15 protein-coding genes are annotated in these 13,571 nt (G+C 66.1%); 10 read left to right on the top strand and 5 right to left on the bottom strand.

Features of this window, described 5'->3' with window-relative positions; all coding sequences use genetic code 11:
• Positions 1-259: 259 nt before the first annotated feature.
• Both QZY44_RS32655 and ssb read left to right on the top strand, forming a co-directional pair.
• Positions 260-1,642, top strand: a complete 1,383-nt coding sequence (locus tag QZY44_RS32655) for an MFS transporter (protein ID WP_295457544.1) — start codon at positions 260-262, stop codon at positions 1,640-1,642.
• Positions 1,643-1,763: 121 nt separating this feature from the next.
• Entirely contained in the window at positions 1,764-2,261 is a 498-nt protein-coding gene (gene ssb, locus QZY44_RS32650; RefSeq protein WP_295457541.1) for a single-stranded DNA-binding protein, read from the top strand.
• Positions 2,262-2,333: 72 nt separating this feature from the next.
• On the opposite strand, the gene QZY44_RS32645 is transcribed toward ssb, so the two are convergent.
• The 5 genes from QZY44_RS32645 to QZY44_RS32625 are packed head-to-tail and all read right to left on the bottom strand — an operon-like array spanning position 2,334 to position 5,884.
• On the bottom strand, positions 2,334-2,909 hold the full coding sequence (locus QZY44_RS32645) for a TMEM165/GDT1 family protein (RefSeq protein ID WP_295457537.1): 576 nt from the start codon (positions 2,907-2,909) through the stop codon (positions 2,334-2,336).
• Positions 2,909-3,712, bottom strand: coding sequence for an indole-3-glycerol phosphate synthase TrpC (gene trpC / locus QZY44_RS32640; RefSeq protein WP_295457534.1), 804 nt, complete (start codon positions 3,710-3,712; stop codon positions 2,909-2,911). The genes QZY44_RS32645 and trpC overlap by 1 nt, the downstream gene beginning before the upstream one ends.
• 54 nt (positions 3,713-3,766) lie before the next feature.
• Positions 3,767-4,264: a hypothetical protein gene (locus QZY44_RS32635; protein ID WP_295457531.1), complete on the bottom strand. Its 498-nt coding sequence runs from the start codon at positions 4,262-4,264 to the stop codon at positions 3,767-3,769.
• Positions 4,265-4,274: 10 nt separating this feature from the next.
• Entirely contained in the window at positions 4,275-5,297 is a 1,023-nt protein-coding gene (gene trpD / locus QZY44_RS32630; RefSeq protein WP_295457528.1) for an anthranilate phosphoribosyltransferase, read from the bottom strand.
• Between the two features lie 5 nt (positions 5,298-5,302).
• Positions 5,303-5,884 (bottom strand): aminodeoxychorismate/anthranilate synthase component II, encoded by a 582-nt coding sequence (locus QZY44_RS32625; RefSeq protein WP_295457524.1) that lies wholly within the window; start codon positions 5,882-5,884, stop codon positions 5,303-5,305.
• 415 nt (positions 5,885-6,299) lie between these two features.
• Between QZY44_RS32625 and QZY44_RS32620 the strand changes: the two genes are divergently transcribed.
• The 8 genes from QZY44_RS32620 to QZY44_RS32585 all read left to right on the top strand — a co-directional run bounded on the left by QZY44_RS32620 (position 6,300) and on the right by QZY44_RS32585 (position 13,504).
• A complete protein-coding gene (locus QZY44_RS32620) occupies positions 6,300-6,701 on the top strand; it encodes a hypothetical protein (protein ID WP_295457521.1) in 402 nt (133 codons plus the stop codon).
• Between the two features lie 514 nt (positions 6,702-7,215).
• Positions 7,216-8,544 (top strand): tyrosine-type recombinase/integrase, encoded by a 1,329-nt coding sequence (locus tag QZY44_RS32615; RefSeq protein ID WP_295457518.1) that lies wholly within the window; start codon positions 7,216-7,218, stop codon positions 8,542-8,544.
• Between the two features lie 483 nt (positions 8,545-9,027).
• Positions 9,028-9,264, top strand: a complete 237-nt coding sequence (locus QZY44_RS32610; RefSeq protein WP_295457515.1) for an AlpA family phage regulatory protein — start codon at positions 9,028-9,030, stop codon at positions 9,262-9,264.
• 3 nt (positions 9,265-9,267) lie between these two features.
• Positions 9,268-9,627 carry a hypothetical protein gene (locus tag QZY44_RS32605; protein ID WP_295457513.1) on the top strand — a complete coding sequence of 120 codons (360 nt, stop codon included), beginning with the start codon at positions 9,268-9,270 and terminating at the stop codon, positions 9,625-9,627.
• Positions 9,624-12,434, top strand: coding sequence for a DUF927 domain-containing protein (locus QZY44_RS32600; RefSeq protein ID WP_295457510.1), 2,811 nt, complete (start codon positions 9,624-9,626; stop codon positions 12,432-12,434). The genes QZY44_RS32605 and QZY44_RS32600 overlap by 4 nt, the downstream gene beginning before the upstream one ends.
• Positions 12,424-12,894 (top strand): hypothetical protein, encoded by a 471-nt coding sequence (locus tag QZY44_RS32595; protein WP_295457506.1) that lies wholly within the window; start codon positions 12,424-12,426, stop codon positions 12,892-12,894. Before QZY44_RS32600 ends, QZY44_RS32595 begins: the two co-directional genes overlap by 11 nt.
• A gap of 5 nt (positions 12,895-12,899) precedes the next feature.
• A complete protein-coding gene (locus tag QZY44_RS32590) occupies positions 12,900-13,319 on the top strand; it encodes a restriction endonuclease (protein ID WP_295457504.1) in 420 nt (139 codons plus the stop codon).
• Positions 13,316-13,504 carry a hypothetical protein gene (locus tag QZY44_RS32585; RefSeq protein ID WP_295457501.1) on the top strand — a complete coding sequence of 63 codons (189 nt, stop codon included), beginning with the start codon at positions 13,316-13,318 and terminating at the stop codon, positions 13,502-13,504. Before QZY44_RS32590 ends, QZY44_RS32585 begins: the two co-directional genes overlap by 4 nt.
• The last annotated feature ends 67 nt before the right edge of the window (positions 13,505-13,571 follow it).

Here is a 13,571-nt window from a genome sequence, read left to right as displayed (position 1 = left end):
GCCCTGCACGCCCGCTCGCGGTCGTAGGAGCGGCCCCCCGGCCGCGATGGGCCGGGCGTGAAACCCGGGCCATCCCGCGTGCCTCGTCGCGGCCGGGGGCCGCTCCTACGGGGGTGCCGGCATGGCCGTGTCGGTCAGCTGCGCGGGATGACGGCGCAAATTTGGAATTGCCGGGCAAGCTGGCCTATCCGGCACCTTGAGGACCGAAGCTGGTATCATCCGGCTTTTGCCGTCGCCCAAGCCCTAAAGCACCTGTGCCGTGAACCCTGCCAAACCCACCCCCATCCCCCTGACCCCCGACGAACGCCGCGCCGCGGTGGGCTTGGCCGGCATTTATGGCCTGCGCATGCTGGGGTTGTTCCTGATCCTGCCGGTGTTCGCACTCTACGCGGTGGGACTCAAGGGGGCGACGCCGCTCCTGATCGGGCTCGCCATCGGTGCCTACGGACTCACCCAGGCGATCCTCCAGATCCCGTTCGGCATGCTGTCCGACCGGATCGGGCGTAAGCCGGTGATCTATGGCGGGCTCGCGGTCTTCGTGGTGGGGAGCGTGATGGCCGCGCTGGCGACCACCATCGACGGCGTGATCCTGGGGCGGGTGATCCAGGGCGCCGGGGCGGTGTCCGCCGCGGTCACGGCCCTGGCCGCCGATCTCACGCGCGACGAGGTGCGCACCCGCGCCATGGCCGGGGTCGGCGCCAGTATCGGCATCGCCTTCGGCCTAGCCTTCATCATCGGCCCGGCCATCGCCCAGGTGTGGGGTCTGTCGGGGGTCTTCTGGCTCACCGCCCTGCTCGCGTTTGCCGGCATCCTGGTGCTGTGGCTGGTGGTGCCGAACCCCAAGCGGCGCGCCGTGCATCGGGACGCGGAGCCGGTCGCGAGCCAGCTCGGCGGCGTACTGCGCGACGGGCAGCTGCTGCGGCTGAACTTCGGCATCTTCTCACTGCACCTGATGATGACCGGCATGTTCCTGGTCATCCCCCACGCGATCGTGCAGGCGGGCATCCCCGCCGCCGATCATTGGGAGGTCTATCTGCCGGTGCTGCTGATCGGTCTGATCGCGATGGTGCCTTTCGTCATCGTCGCAGAGGGGCGCGGGCGCATCAAACAGGTCTTCATGGGGGCGATCGCCACCGTCGGGCTCACGACGGTGGGGTTCGCCTTCTGGTCGACCCAGCTGGTGCCGCTAGTGATCCTGCTCACGGTCTTCTTCACCGCAGTCAATCTGCTGGAGGCCCTGCTCCCCTCCATGATCTCCAAGATCGCCCGGGCCGGGGCCAAGGGCACCGCCATGGGGGTCTACTCCACCTCCCAGTTCATCGGCGCCTTCTTAGGCGGCATGACTGGGGGTCTGGTGAACCAGTACCTGGGCGCCCCCGCGGTGTTTCTGTTCGCCGCGTTCTGCGCCCTGGCCTGGCTGCTGGTGGCCGGCACCATGACCACCCCGGAGCGGTTGACCAACCAGTTGCTGCCGCTCGGCCCGATCGGCGCGGGCGATGTCCTGGGGCTGGAGCAACGCCTGCTGGCGGTGCGCGGTGTACGCGACGCGGTGGTGGTGCCGGAAGAGGGGCTGGCCTATCTGAAGGTGGACAGTCGGGAACTGGATTCGGCAAGATTGGCCATATTGTCCGCTAGGCCCTGAGGACTCGGCGGCGCCGTCGAGTAGGTACCGGGAGGCAAAGATCGCCGCTGGGCGGCCGGTGGCTTCCTTGTATTTAGCGCACCCCCGCCGGGGTAATTCAGACTAACCAGAGGTACGCATCGTGTCGAAAGGAACAATCAATAAAGTCATTCTGATTGGCAATCTCGGGGCTGACCCGGAAGTCCGCTATATGCAGAGTGGTGACGCGGTGGCCAACGTGCGTATCGCCACCAGCGAGTCCTGGCGGGACAAGAACACCGGCGAGACGCAAGAGCGCACCGAGTGGCACAACGTGGTGTTCTTCGGCAAGGTCGCGGAGATCGTCAAGCAATACGTCCACAAGGGCTCAAAGATCTATGTGGAAGGCCAATTGCGCACCAGGAAGTGGCAGGACAAGGAGAACAATGATCGCTATACCACCGAGGTGGTAGTGAGCGTCGGCGGCGTCATGCAAATGCTCGACAGCCGTCCCGGCGGCGGCTCTTCAGTGCCCTATGACGATGCGCCCCGCGCCCCGGCCCAGGCCCCGACTGGCGGCGCTCGCCAGTCAGCCCCGCCGCCATCGGCGCCCGCCGATCAGGGCGGCGGCATGCCATTCGACGACGACATCCCCTTTTGAGTCTGTCGCGGCCTGGGGGCCGCTCCTACGCGCAGGAGCGGCCCCCAGGCCGCGCCGCCGCGCCGTCCCGCATCAGAAACCCCAGACCGCGCCAGCACCCAGCAGTGTGACCAACCCCAGGATGGCGAAGATCGCAGCGGCAATGCGGTGGACCAGGCGCACCGGCAGCCGCTGCGCGATGCGCTCGCCCAGGAGCACGGCCGGCACATTAGCGATCAGCATCCCGAGCGTGGTGCCCGCCACGACCGCCACGATCGATTGGTACTGAGCCGCCAGGGCGACGGTCGCGACCTGGGTCTTGTCGCCCATCTCGGCGAGAAAGAAGGCGATCAGGGTGGTGCCGAAGACGCCGAAGCGGGCCAACTTGGCGTCATCCTCGTCGCAGCTGTCCGGGACCAGTATCCAGGCCGCCATCGCAATGAATGAGAGACCGAGCACCCAGCGCAGAATCTGTGGATCGATCACGGCCGCAATGGAGGCACCGGCCGCCGCCGCCAGGGCATGGTTGGCCAGCGTGGCGATCAGGATGCCCAGGATGATGGGTATCGGTTTGCGGAATTGAGCGGCGAGGATGAATGCGAGCAATTGGGTCTTGTCGCCGATTTCGGCGAGCGCGACCACGCCGGTGGCGATGAGAAAGGCTTCCATCAGAAGAAGAGCCGGGCCAATTCGGCCCCCGGGTCGGGCGCGCGCATGAAGGCCTCGCCCACCAGGAAGGCATGGACGCCGTGGCGGCGCATCAGGACCACGTCCTCAACCCCCAGGATACCGCTCTCGGTGACCAGCAGCCGGTCGGCCGGGACCGAGCCCAGCAGCCCCAGGGTGGTCTGAAGGCTCACCTCGAAGGTGCGCAGGTTGCGGTTATTGATGCCGATCAGACGCCCTGGCACCGCCAGCGCGCGCGCCAACTCGGCGGCGTCGTGGACCTCCACCAGCACGTCCATGCCGAGCCCCTGAGCCAGGGCGCTCAGATCCCGCAGGCGCGCATCGTCCAGACAGGCGGCGATCAGCAGGATGCAGTCGGCGCCCAAGAGCCGCGCCTCAAGGACCTGATAAGGATCGATGATGAAATCCTTGCGGATCACCGGCAGGGTGCAGGCGGCACGGGCGTCCTTAAGATACGCATCGCAGCCCTGGAAAAAGTCGACGTCGGTCAAGACCGAGAGACAGGCCGCACCGCCCTGCGCATAGCTCACCGCCAGTTCGGCCGGGCGGAAGTCGGCCCGCAGCACACCCTTGCTCGGACTGGCGCGTTTGATCTCGGCGATCACCGCCGGTTGGCCGGCCTCGACCCGGGCAAACAAGGCGTCGGCAAAGCCCCGGGGTGCGGGTGCATCTGCCAGCCGGGCGGACAACTGCGCGAGCGGCAGTCGCTCGGCCCGGGCCGCGACCTCCTCCACCTTGCGGTGACAGATCTTCTTCAGGATATCGGGGGTGTCTGACGTGTGCATGATTCTCTTAAGCCAAGGCATCGCGGGCCGCACGGCGGCGCCGGTCGTTCGCGCTCACCAATCCACCCCATCCGCGTTCCACTGCCCCGCCTGCTCCTGAAAGGCCGGGGGACCGAACCCGTAAACCGTCTGTTCCCCGGTGAACCGGCCCGCATCGCGCACCTGTTCGGTATAAAGGAGCGGCCGGCCGTGTTGCCGGGCGAATGACTTGAGCCAGTCCAGCGCGCGGGGCGGGACCTTGAGCCCCACCGGCACCGCCAGATCGACCGGCAGCCCGTTCCACTGGGTGCGGCCGAACAGGACGATGACCCGCGCCTCATTGGGTTTCATCCAGTCCGGCAATGGGCTGCCCCCAAGACGCCAGCCGCAGATGAATTGCACGCAGGGGTCGAGCGGACGATTGGGGTAGTCGTCGCAACCCGCCCCGGTACTGTGCGGGCAGGGACTGGTCGGACGCGCCTCATGACCAGCGACGGTAATCCGCACCCAGCCGTCGCAACAGGCGGTACAGGGGCGGCAGTCGCGCTCGACGGGGGCTTTGGGTCGGCTCATGGGCGGAGACTCAGACCAGCTCTCGGGACAGGGCCACCAGGCGCTCGAAGCGACGCTGCGCCTCCCCGCTGGCAATCGCCTCATCCGCGCGGTGCATCCCGTCCGTCAGGCTATCGGCCCGGCCAGCGGCATAGATGGCGGCGCCGGCGTTCAGCTGGACGATGTCGCGCGCCGCGCCCGGCTGGTTGGCGAGCACACCGCGTAACATCGCGAGACTGCTGGCCGGGTCCGACACCCGGATGGCATCGAGCCCGACGCGGGCCAGGCCGAATCCTTCCGGGCTGATGGTATAGCGGCGGATCGCACCGTCCTTGAGTTCGGCCACCTCGGTCTCGGCCCCGATGCTGATCTCGTCCAGGCCGTCGCGGGAGTGGACCACCAATACGTGGCGACTGCCCAGGCGCTTGAGGACTTCCGCCAGCGGTTGGAGCAGCGATTCGCTGAAGGCCCCGAGCAACTGGTTGGGCACCCCGGCGGGATTGGTGAGCGGGCCTAATACATTGAAAATCGTCCTGATCCCCAGTTCACGCCGGGGCACGCTGGTGTGCTTCATGGCGCCGTGGTGGCCCGGGGCGAACATGAACCCGACCCCCACCTCGCGCACGCAGCGCTCGACCTGCGACGGGGTGAGTTCGAGCCGCACCCCCGCCGCCTCCAGCACGTCCGCCGCGCCCGACTTGCTCGACACCGAACGGTTGCCGTGCTTGGCGACATGGCAACCGGCCGCGGCGGCGACGAACATCGCGGTCGTGGAGACATTGAAGGTACCGCTGGCATCCCCGCCGGTGCCGACGATGTCCACCGGGTAGTCGAGCCCATTGATGTCGACCCCCGCCGCCAGCTCACGCATGACCCCCGCCGCCGCCGCGATCTCCGCGACCGACTCGCCCTTCAGGCGCAGGGCCACCAGAAAGCCGGCAATCTGGGCCGCCGTGGCCCCGCCGGTCATGATGGTGCGCATGACCGCCGTCATCTGCTCCAGGTTCAGGTCTTTGCCCTCCACGCAGGAGGTGATGGCTGCCTTGATATCCATGTAACTTAGCGCCCTTGGATGAAATTCTTGAGCAGGTCGTGCCCGTGCTGCGTCAGGATCGACTCGGGGTGAAACTGGACCCCCTGAATCGGCAGTTCGCGATGGCGCACACCCATGATCTCGTCAACCTCGCCGTCCGCGGTCGCGGTCCAGGCGGTCACCTCCAGGCAGTCCGGGAGGCTGTCGCGCTCGATCACGAGCGAGTGATAGCGGGTCGCCTCGAAGGGGTTGGCGAGTCCACTGAACACACCCTGATCCGAGTGATGGATCGGCGAGGTCTTGCCGTGCATGACCTGGCGCGCCTTGACGATGTGCCCGCCGAAGGCCGCGCCGATGGACTGGTGCCCCAGGCAGACCCCGAGGATCGGCACCCGCCCGGCCATCTCGCGGATCAGCGCGACCGAGATGCCCGCCTCATTGGGGGTGCAGGGACCGGGGGAAATCACGATGCGCTCGGCGTTGAGTGCCGCGACCTCGGCGACGGTCAGTTCATCGTTGCGCACCACCCGCACCTCCGCCCCCAACTCACCCAGGTACTGGACCAGGTTGTAGGTGAAGGAGTCGTAGTTGTCGATCATCAGCAGCATGTTATTTCTATCCTACTGTTTTATATCGCATGGCTTCCAAGACGGCCCGGACCCGGGGCAACGACACCGGCGCTTGATCGTCGGCGTCGCGGCCGCGGGCCACTCCGACGGCGTAGGCGCGCCCCTCGCCCGACCGCGACAGGCTGCCGCGAAGACCCGTCGCCGCAATGACTAAGCAAGTCCGTTGCGCAAACGAAAACGACCTAGACCTCGCCAGTCTAAGCCGTTGTTTTATTCAAACCGATGGGAGATTCGAACCGCCAACTGACTGATTTTTAAACCCCAGATATTGTATTTTACAGCAATCGACCCGACAGTGTCGCTCCAGGCATAGCTAAATGTGGCTAGCTTGAGAGCGGACATCAGCCCGCCCCACCCGCCCCATCCATCAGGGGCCAACACCGAGAATCACCCCATGAACCACCTGTCTCGCCCGTTGATTCCCCTATTGATATGCCTCTGGCCGCTGAGCCTCGCGGCGGAGCCCTTCGCGGGCAGCCTGATCGCGGAGCGTGATTGCCCGGCCAGCATCTCGACCAAACAACTGAAAAACCCGGGAGAGATTCGTCTGGTGCCCGGCCAGACCTATAAGATCGTCGCCCGCAACAAGGCCGCGGCCACCCACTATCAACTGCGCATCGAGTCCGCACCGCAGTCCAAGGATCGGTGGGTGGAAGTCTCCTGCGGCCGGTTAGGCACATCCTCAGCGGCCCCAACACCGCCGGCCCCGGCTGCGGCGCCCCCCGCCATGCCGTCCAAACCGCGGACCACGGCACCGACCCCTGCCGTGCCGCCCCCGCTCCCGCCCCGGCCATAGCCGGCGGGGCCTTGATCACTATCCGGCCATCCAGCCTCGCGTGACACCGCGGCGGCGGTGTCGCGCTGGCGTTGGGCGCTGTGGGCCCCGAGGCCGTCGGCCGGAGTCACGATCGAGGCCCGGCGACCGGATCATGGGGCGGCCGGAAACCGGAGGCCTTAGGCTCAAGGCCGGACCGCCGCCAAGCCGCTTGGCGTTACCCGTCAGCGTCCCCTGGGTACGCCCGCAAAAAAAAGGCCTGGCATTTCTGCCAAGCCCTTGATTTATTGGAGCCGATGGGCGGATTCGAACCGCCGACCTACTGATTACGAATGAGTCCGAACAGGGACGTTACGGGACACTACAGCACACCAATGGACGATAGGGGTATTCGTAAGGGACTGATATAGTGGAGCGTAGGCTTGTCAGTATGTCCCAGATAGTCTATTATCGTCCCAAGAAAGCCAGCGAGAAACGGGGACCAAAACGGGGACCAACTTTTTCGCTTGGTTATGGGACTACTCGGGGGTTGGCTATGTTGGCGTACACGAAAGTTAAGGCACTCGCGAAGTCGGGCGGCAAGCTGTCGGAGAAGATCGGCGGCCGGGGCGAAGGGTCGCTCTTGTACCAGGGCAAGGGCGGTAACGTGCATGTCTGGTTCCGCTACACCTACGCCGACACGCGCCCGCTGATCCCGATTGGAGTCCTCGACTCAGACACAGGCCAGGTGGCGGCCCGCGACCGCGCGAGGGATCTATCTAAGCTCTTGCGCGAGCACCCCGACCTTAAGGGTTGGCTGGAACTGGAGGCCGCACGGAAGCGCGAGGCAGAAGCGGTTGAGCGCCGCGCACTGGAGGCCGAAGCGCGCAAGGGGACGCTGGCGGAAATGCTGGGGGACTACACCGCCGACCTGGAGCGTCAAGGCAAAGCGTCCGCTGGGGAGGTGGCGCGAATCTTCGAGCGTGAGGTTAGCGGGGCACACCCGGGCATCGCCAACATGCGGGTAGCCGACATTGGCCCCGCCGAGATAAAGGCGATCTTGCAACCCATCTGGGACCGTGGAGCCGGCCCGCTGCACAACCGGACTCGCGCGTTCCTGCACGCGGCTTTTCAGTATGGCGCCAAGGCTGAATACGATGTCGCGCGCCAAGGGTCTAAGGCGTTCGGGGTGACGACCAACCCGGTTGCCGTGGTACCCCGCCAAGGATCGGCAGAGCAACCAGGCACGCGAGCGTTAGACGCCGACGAGTTGCGCGCCTTCTATCTCGGTATCGGGGACACCCCGAGCGTCGGGACCATGCTCGCGAGCTTCCTGCGGATGATGGTTGCGACGGGAGGCCAGCGACCCGCACAACTGCTGCGCGCGACCTGGGGCGACTACGACCTTGAGCAACGCACCGTGAAGATTCTAGACCGCAAGGGTCGGGGCGAGGAGCGCGTTCACCTGGTCCCGTTGAGCGACCGAGCCTTTGCCTTGCTGGAAGCGGTCAGGCCCATTTCTGGCGCGTTCGACTGGCCATTCAGCGCAGACGGCAAGGCCCCGCTCGACTTGGCGACGCTCAAGAACGGCATCAACAGGTTTCGCGCAAAGTATTCGAGCGTCCGCGAGTTCACAGCACGCGACCTGCGCAGAACCGCCAAGCAAGCGGCGATGAAGCGCGGGGTACAGACCCGCCTTATGAACATCCTGCAAGGGCACGGACACGAGACGGGCGGACTCGTCGGCAAGCACTACGCCAACGATCCCGCTGCATGGCTACCTGAGAAGCGCCAAGCCCTCTTGGCTTACGACGCTGCGCTTGATGGAATTCTGGGTGGGGACACGTCCGCGAACGTGGTGCAACTGCGCAAGGTGGCCGCGTGAGGCTGACACGGTAGCGTAACGGAGTAAAGGGAGGGGGGTAGCATCCTTGCGGATAACTCGCCAGAAGGGCAGATATGGGGCTTGGGACGCGGCGGGACCACTAGATACTGTGCAGCCGCCCCTTGCACTCCATGGGTTGCTGCGGGTATTGTGTGCATTCGGTGCCCGCACGAGCAACGTACCCCCCATGTCCGACCATTTCGACCGTGCGGACAAGAGAAAGCCCCAAGGGATCGCCAAATCCCAAGGGGCCTTGAATCTCTCACCGAGCAAGAGCCCGGATTTTCGTACTTGCCTTTGGTAACGGCCTGTGCGCAACCGGATATTGATAATCGAGCCGGTGCGGCTGAATGTGGTTGATGAACGCTGCGACACTGCAGTTTAGGACGTTATGGGACAACTTGACAAGCCCCGCATCCGTGGGTTTTGCCCCCGTCCGTCTGAAATCCGCATCCGGCGCCCCTCAATCTGAGGTTGTGCCACATGGCAAACAATATCTCTACCCCGCCCCGCGCGGATTCCCTTCTGCCCATCAAAGAAGTCCTCGCCGACACCCGGCAAAGTCGCAGCGCGCTCTATCGCCGCATCAAGGCGGGGCAATTTCCGGCCCCCGTTCAGGTAGGCGCCCGCTCCGTTGCCTGGCGTGCGTCCGACGTGGCGAGTTGGATTGCCAACCTCGCCACCGGCACCCGCCCCGCGCCCATCCCGAGCAAGGGGTGAATCATGGAAACCTACAATCGGACCCCCGGCGCGACCGGCGGGACGGGCGAACTCGCTCAAAATCCTGACCCCAGACAGACGAAAGCCGCGGGGGGCGAGTCCGCGGCTTCCAAAGGGCAAGGCAATAATCAGCAAGGCCATTTTACCCCAAAGCGCCCCACCGACGCACCCCTACCTGACCCCGCAGACGGTCCCTTCGTCGCCCGGGTCGAGGTCTACCTGACCCAAGGCGAGCACGCCTGTCTATGTGCCATCGCTCAGCGTGCTGGCGTCCAGCCATCCGCTACCGCCGGGACGCTGCTGGTCCGTGAGCTCCGGCGCCAGTTCGCGGCCCAGGCCGCCATCAAGGAGGGTGCGCGATGACTACCACCCCAACCCATGCTGACCTGCAAAGCGCGGCCCTGAGTGCCATGCGCGCCGCAGGGTTTCCGTTTGACCAACTGGAGCCCGACGAGGGTTTCAAGCGGCCCCAGCAAGCGGCCCTTGACCACTTTTGGTACAAGGCCAACACCGGTACCGGACCTACCGGGAAGCCCTATTTTCAGGTATCGGCCGGGGACGCGAGAGAGGCCGGGGGAGTCGATACGGCGACCTTCACATGGTCAAGCTGGAAAGACCACGAAGGCGCCCGGCTGGCTGCCGACGAGGTTGCAGAGGTCCGCGCCCAAATCGAGGCCAAGACCCGCGACGCCAAAGCCCGGCGCACCCGTGAGCAGGCCCAAGCCCGCACCAAGGCTGCAACCGACTGGGAAGCCGCGACCGCGGACGGTGCCGAGACGCATCCTTACCTGGTCCGAAAGGGAGTCGGCGCCCACGGGGTCAAGGTGTCCGGCGATACCTTGCTGATCCCGGTTCGGGACGCAGAGGGGACGCTTCACGGGCTGCAACGGATCGCCCCCGATGGTGACAAGCGATTCACCAAGGGCACCGCGGCAACGGGTCACTTCCACCTGATTGGCGAGCCCACCCCCGGCGGCCGGCTGTACCTCTGCGAAGGCTACGCGACCGGGGCCAGCGTCCACGAAGCCAAGGAGGCGCCCACCGCCTGTGCATTCAACTGCGGCAACCTGCCCCATGTGGTCAAGGTCCTGAGGGGAGCATACCCCGCCGCCGTGCTGATCGTGGCCGGTGACGATGACACTCACCGAGAGGGCAACCCAGGGCGCACCCATGCCGAAGCGGCGGCCCGATCAGTCGGCGCCCCCGTGGTGTTCCCGGTGTTCGCGGACGGGAGCAGGCCAGACGGGCGAGACTGGAACGACCTTACCATGCTGGAGGGTATAGAGGCCGTGAGGGTGCAACTGGAAGCCCCGCAGGACCAAGAGCCCGCACCTTATGCCGAAACTGAGGTATCAGAGGTATCAGGGGTGCAAGCCAGCAACGGCGCGGGTTTCAGTGATACCCCGGACGGGTATCAAGAGGTATCAGGGGTATCAGACACCCCCAAGAGCCCGATTCCCGAGCCGCCCGACCGCCCTTGCTGGCGGGTCTTTGATGACTGGCTGGAGCACGGCGGGGAGAGGTATCGGCCGGGCGTCTGGCACTTCGGCACCGACAGTGACGGCAACGACACCAAGGCTTGGATTTGTTCACCGCTCCACCTGGCCGCCGTGACCTTCGACGGGCAAGACAACAACTTCGGCCGGCTGCTGCGCTTCAAGAACACCCTGAACCGCTGGCGCGAGTGGGCTATGCCGATGGAGTTGCTTTCAGGCATGGGCAACGAGATTCGGGCCGAACTGCTGGCCATGGGGGTTGAGATTGATCCCAGCACCAAGGCCCGTAACCTGCTGGCGACCTACCTGCAAGACCGGCCCCCCAAGCGGCGGATGCGTTGCGCCCTGCAAGTGGGATGGTGCGGCGGTTCGTTCGTCCTGCCGAGCGTGGTCATTGGCCCCGATGCTTCGGGCGTTATCTTCCAGTCTGGTGAGCGTGGCCACGACGAACACACCAAGGGCGGGACGCTGGACGGCTGGCGAGAGGGTATCGCGGCGCGTGCCGTGGGTAATCCGGTTCTGACCATGGCCGTCTCGGGTTCGTTCGTCGGGCCGTTGCTGTCGCTTTGCAACGCCGAAAGCGGCGGCATTCATTGGCATGGCGATTCGAGCATAGGCAAGACCGCCATTCTTGAGGGCGCTTGTGCAACGTGGGGCGGCCCTGGGTACCGGCGAAGCTGGCGCGCGACCGCCAACGGCATGGAAGGCGCGGCGGCCCTGTTCAATGATTGCCTGCTGGCCCTGGATGAAATCAGCGAGTGCGACCCGCGGGAGGTCGGCGGCATCGTCTATGCCCTGGGAAACGGGCGCGGCAAGCAACGGGCGAGCCGAACGGGTGCGGCCCGGGGCGTCACCCGCTGGCGTTGCTTCATCGTTTCCTCTGGTGAGCGGACCATCGCGACCACGATGCAAGAGGGCGGGTTCAGGGCCAAGGCGGGGCAAGGCGTGCGGCTGCTGGACATTCCCGCGGCGCGGACCTTCGGCGCATGGGATGACCTTCAAGGATTGGCGAGCGGCGCGGCCCTGTCAGACGCCATCAAGCGGACGGCAGCAACCCACCACGGGCACGCGGGGCAAGCTTTCCTTGAGCGCCTGACTCGGGACAAGCGCGACTTTTGCGCCCTACTGGAGCGGTTCAAGGCGCTGCCGGACTTTGCCGCGGACGACGGCGAAGGGCAGGACAAGCGGGCGGCCGGGCGCTTCGCTCTGCTGGCCATGGCTGGCGAGCTCGCCACCGAGTACCAGGTAACCGGCTGGCCAGAGGGTGAAGCGATCCGCGCGGCGGCCGTTGGCTTTGTGTCCTGGCAGGCCGCACGCGGGAAGGGCAACACCGAGCGGCGCCAGATTCTTGAGCGTGTGGCGGGGTTCATCGAGCGGCACGGGGACGCGCGTTTCTCCGATGCCGACGCCAGCGGGGACGGGGCGGTAGTGCGGGACCGGGCGGGATGGTGGACCGACAACGACGGCCGGGTCTACCTGTTCACGGGTGAAGGGATGCGCGAGACCCTTAAGGGGTTCGACTTCGGCCGGGCGCTTGATGTGTTGCAGGCGGCCGGGGTCTTGCCTGCACCGGGGTCGGACGGCAAGCGCGCGCAATTCAAGCGCATCGCGGGACGCGGCATGAAGCTGTACCACGTCAAGGCCGATGCCTTGGGAGGCGACCATGGGGCTTGATGCACTGCTGACGACGCTCGAAAGCCGGGCGGCTGATACCCCTGATACCCGCTGCAACCCCGAGAGGTATCAGCCCAAAGCCGCGCCGTTGTTGGGCTGCACCCCTGATACCTGTGATACCCCGCAAAACGACAATGCCGAGCGCAGCACGAGCACCGCCCCCAACTGGCGCGGGTTCAGCTTGTCGGACCTGGAGGCCGCCGCCGGGGAGGATTGGCCAGAGGTCCGGGACCGGCCCGCCGCCCTTGCTGCGCTGGCCGGCTTGCTGCGCACCAAGGCCCAACGTGACCGCGGGGAGGTTCCGAGTCACTACACCCAAGCCAGCGAGTGCGCGACTTGCGGCCCTGTCTGGTTGTGGCAGGGCGCACCGGCCGGCCTGATCGCTTGCCCGTGGTGCCTGACCAGACCCAAGGGCGCACCCACCCCGCGGCCCCCTGTGGTCCGGGATGTGGCGCAATGAGCAAGATGCAACGAACCAAAGGCGCCACGGCAGAAAGAGAGCTGGCCGCCCTGATCTTTGACGAGTTGGGGGTGAAGCTGGTCCGCAATCTGGACCAGTCCAGGCGGGGAGGCCATGACCTGATAGTGACCGACGACGAGACCGGCCCTGTTGCCGCTTCATTGGCCCGCTACGCCCTGGAGGTCAAGCGCCATGCAGCGACACCCCCGGGCAGTGTGCGGGCGTGGTGGGGTCAGGCAGAGAGTCAGGCGGCCCGTGTTGGGCTGGTCCCTGCCTTGGCCTATCGCGCTGACCGTGGCGCTTGGCGGTTCGTCCTGCCGCTGGTTGAGCTGCGGCCCGACCTGACCCGGGCGCCCGGTATCGAGTACACCGCGGACCTGTCATTGCCTGCCTTCTGTGCCGTGGTCCGGGAGGGCACGCGATGAAGCGACCCACCCGCTATACCGCCCGCCGCAAGCCAGCCAAGACCCAGACCGCCGCAGAGGTTGCGTTCATGGTCGCCTTCTATGGGCGGCCCAAGCCGGACCCGATAGAGCAGTGCACCCCGACCACTGGCCGGCGCCCCGATCCCTGTTCTTTGCAGGAAATAGCAGAGGAAAAACGCCCATGACACAGTTCAAGCCCGGAGCCAGCGGCAACCCACGGGGGAGGAAGCCGGGGACACTGACCAAGGCAGG

The sequence above is a fragment of the uncultured Thiodictyon sp. genome (assembly GCA_903837595.1).
In the GTDB taxonomy this organism is placed as follows: Bacteria; Pseudomonadota; Gammaproteobacteria; order Chromatiales; family Chromatiaceae; genus Thiodictyon.
Note: the sequence above shows the minus strand (reverse complement) of the source record. Positions and strands in the feature narration are given on the sequence as shown.

Excerpts from the sequence above, each read along its gene's own strand:
- QZY44_RS32645 (WP_295457537.1), bottom strand. The coding sequence starts at position 2,909 with ATGGAAGCCTTTCTCATCGCCACCGGCGTGGTCGCGCTCGCCGAAATC.
- trpC (WP_295457534.1), bottom strand. The coding sequence starts at position 3,712 with ATGCACACGTCAGACACCCCCGATATCCTGAAGAAGATCTGTCACCGC.
- QZY44_RS32635 (WP_295457531.1), bottom strand. The coding sequence starts at position 4,264 with ATGAGCCGACCCAAAGCCCCCGTCGAGCGCGACTGCCGCCCCTGTACC.
- trpD (WP_295457528.1), bottom strand. The coding sequence starts at position 5,297 with ATGGATATCAAGGCAGCCATCACCTCCTGCGTGGAGGGCAAAGACCTG.
- QZY44_RS32625 (WP_295457524.1), bottom strand. The coding sequence starts at position 5,884 with ATGCTGCTGATGATCGACAACTACGACTCCTTCACCTACAACCTGGTC.
- QZY44_RS32620 (WP_295457521.1), top strand. The coding sequence starts at position 6,300 with ATGAACCACCTGTCTCGCCCGTTGATTCCCCTATTGATATGCCTCTGG.
- QZY44_RS32615 (WP_295457518.1), top strand. The coding sequence starts at position 7,216 with ATGTTGGCGTACACGAAAGTTAAGGCACTCGCGAAGTCGGGCGGCAAG.
- QZY44_RS32610 (WP_295457515.1), top strand. The coding sequence starts at position 9,028 with ATGGCAAACAATATCTCTACCCCGCCCCGCGCGGATTCCCTTCTGCCC.
- QZY44_RS32605 (WP_295457513.1), top strand. The coding sequence starts at position 9,268 with ATGGAAACCTACAATCGGACCCCCGGCGCGACCGGCGGGACGGGCGAA.
- QZY44_RS32600 (WP_295457510.1), top strand. The coding sequence starts at position 9,624 with ATGACTACCACCCCAACCCATGCTGACCTGCAAAGCGCGGCCCTGAGT.
- QZY44_RS32595 (WP_295457506.1), top strand. The coding sequence starts at position 12,424 with ATGGGGCTTGATGCACTGCTGACGACGCTCGAAAGCCGGGCGGCTGAT.
- QZY44_RS32590 (WP_295457504.1), top strand. The coding sequence starts at position 12,900 with ATGCAACGAACCAAAGGCGCCACGGCAGAAAGAGAGCTGGCCGCCCTG.
- QZY44_RS32585 (WP_295457501.1), top strand. The coding sequence starts at position 13,316 with ATGAAGCGACCCACCCGCTATACCGCCCGCCGCAAGCCAGCCAAGACC.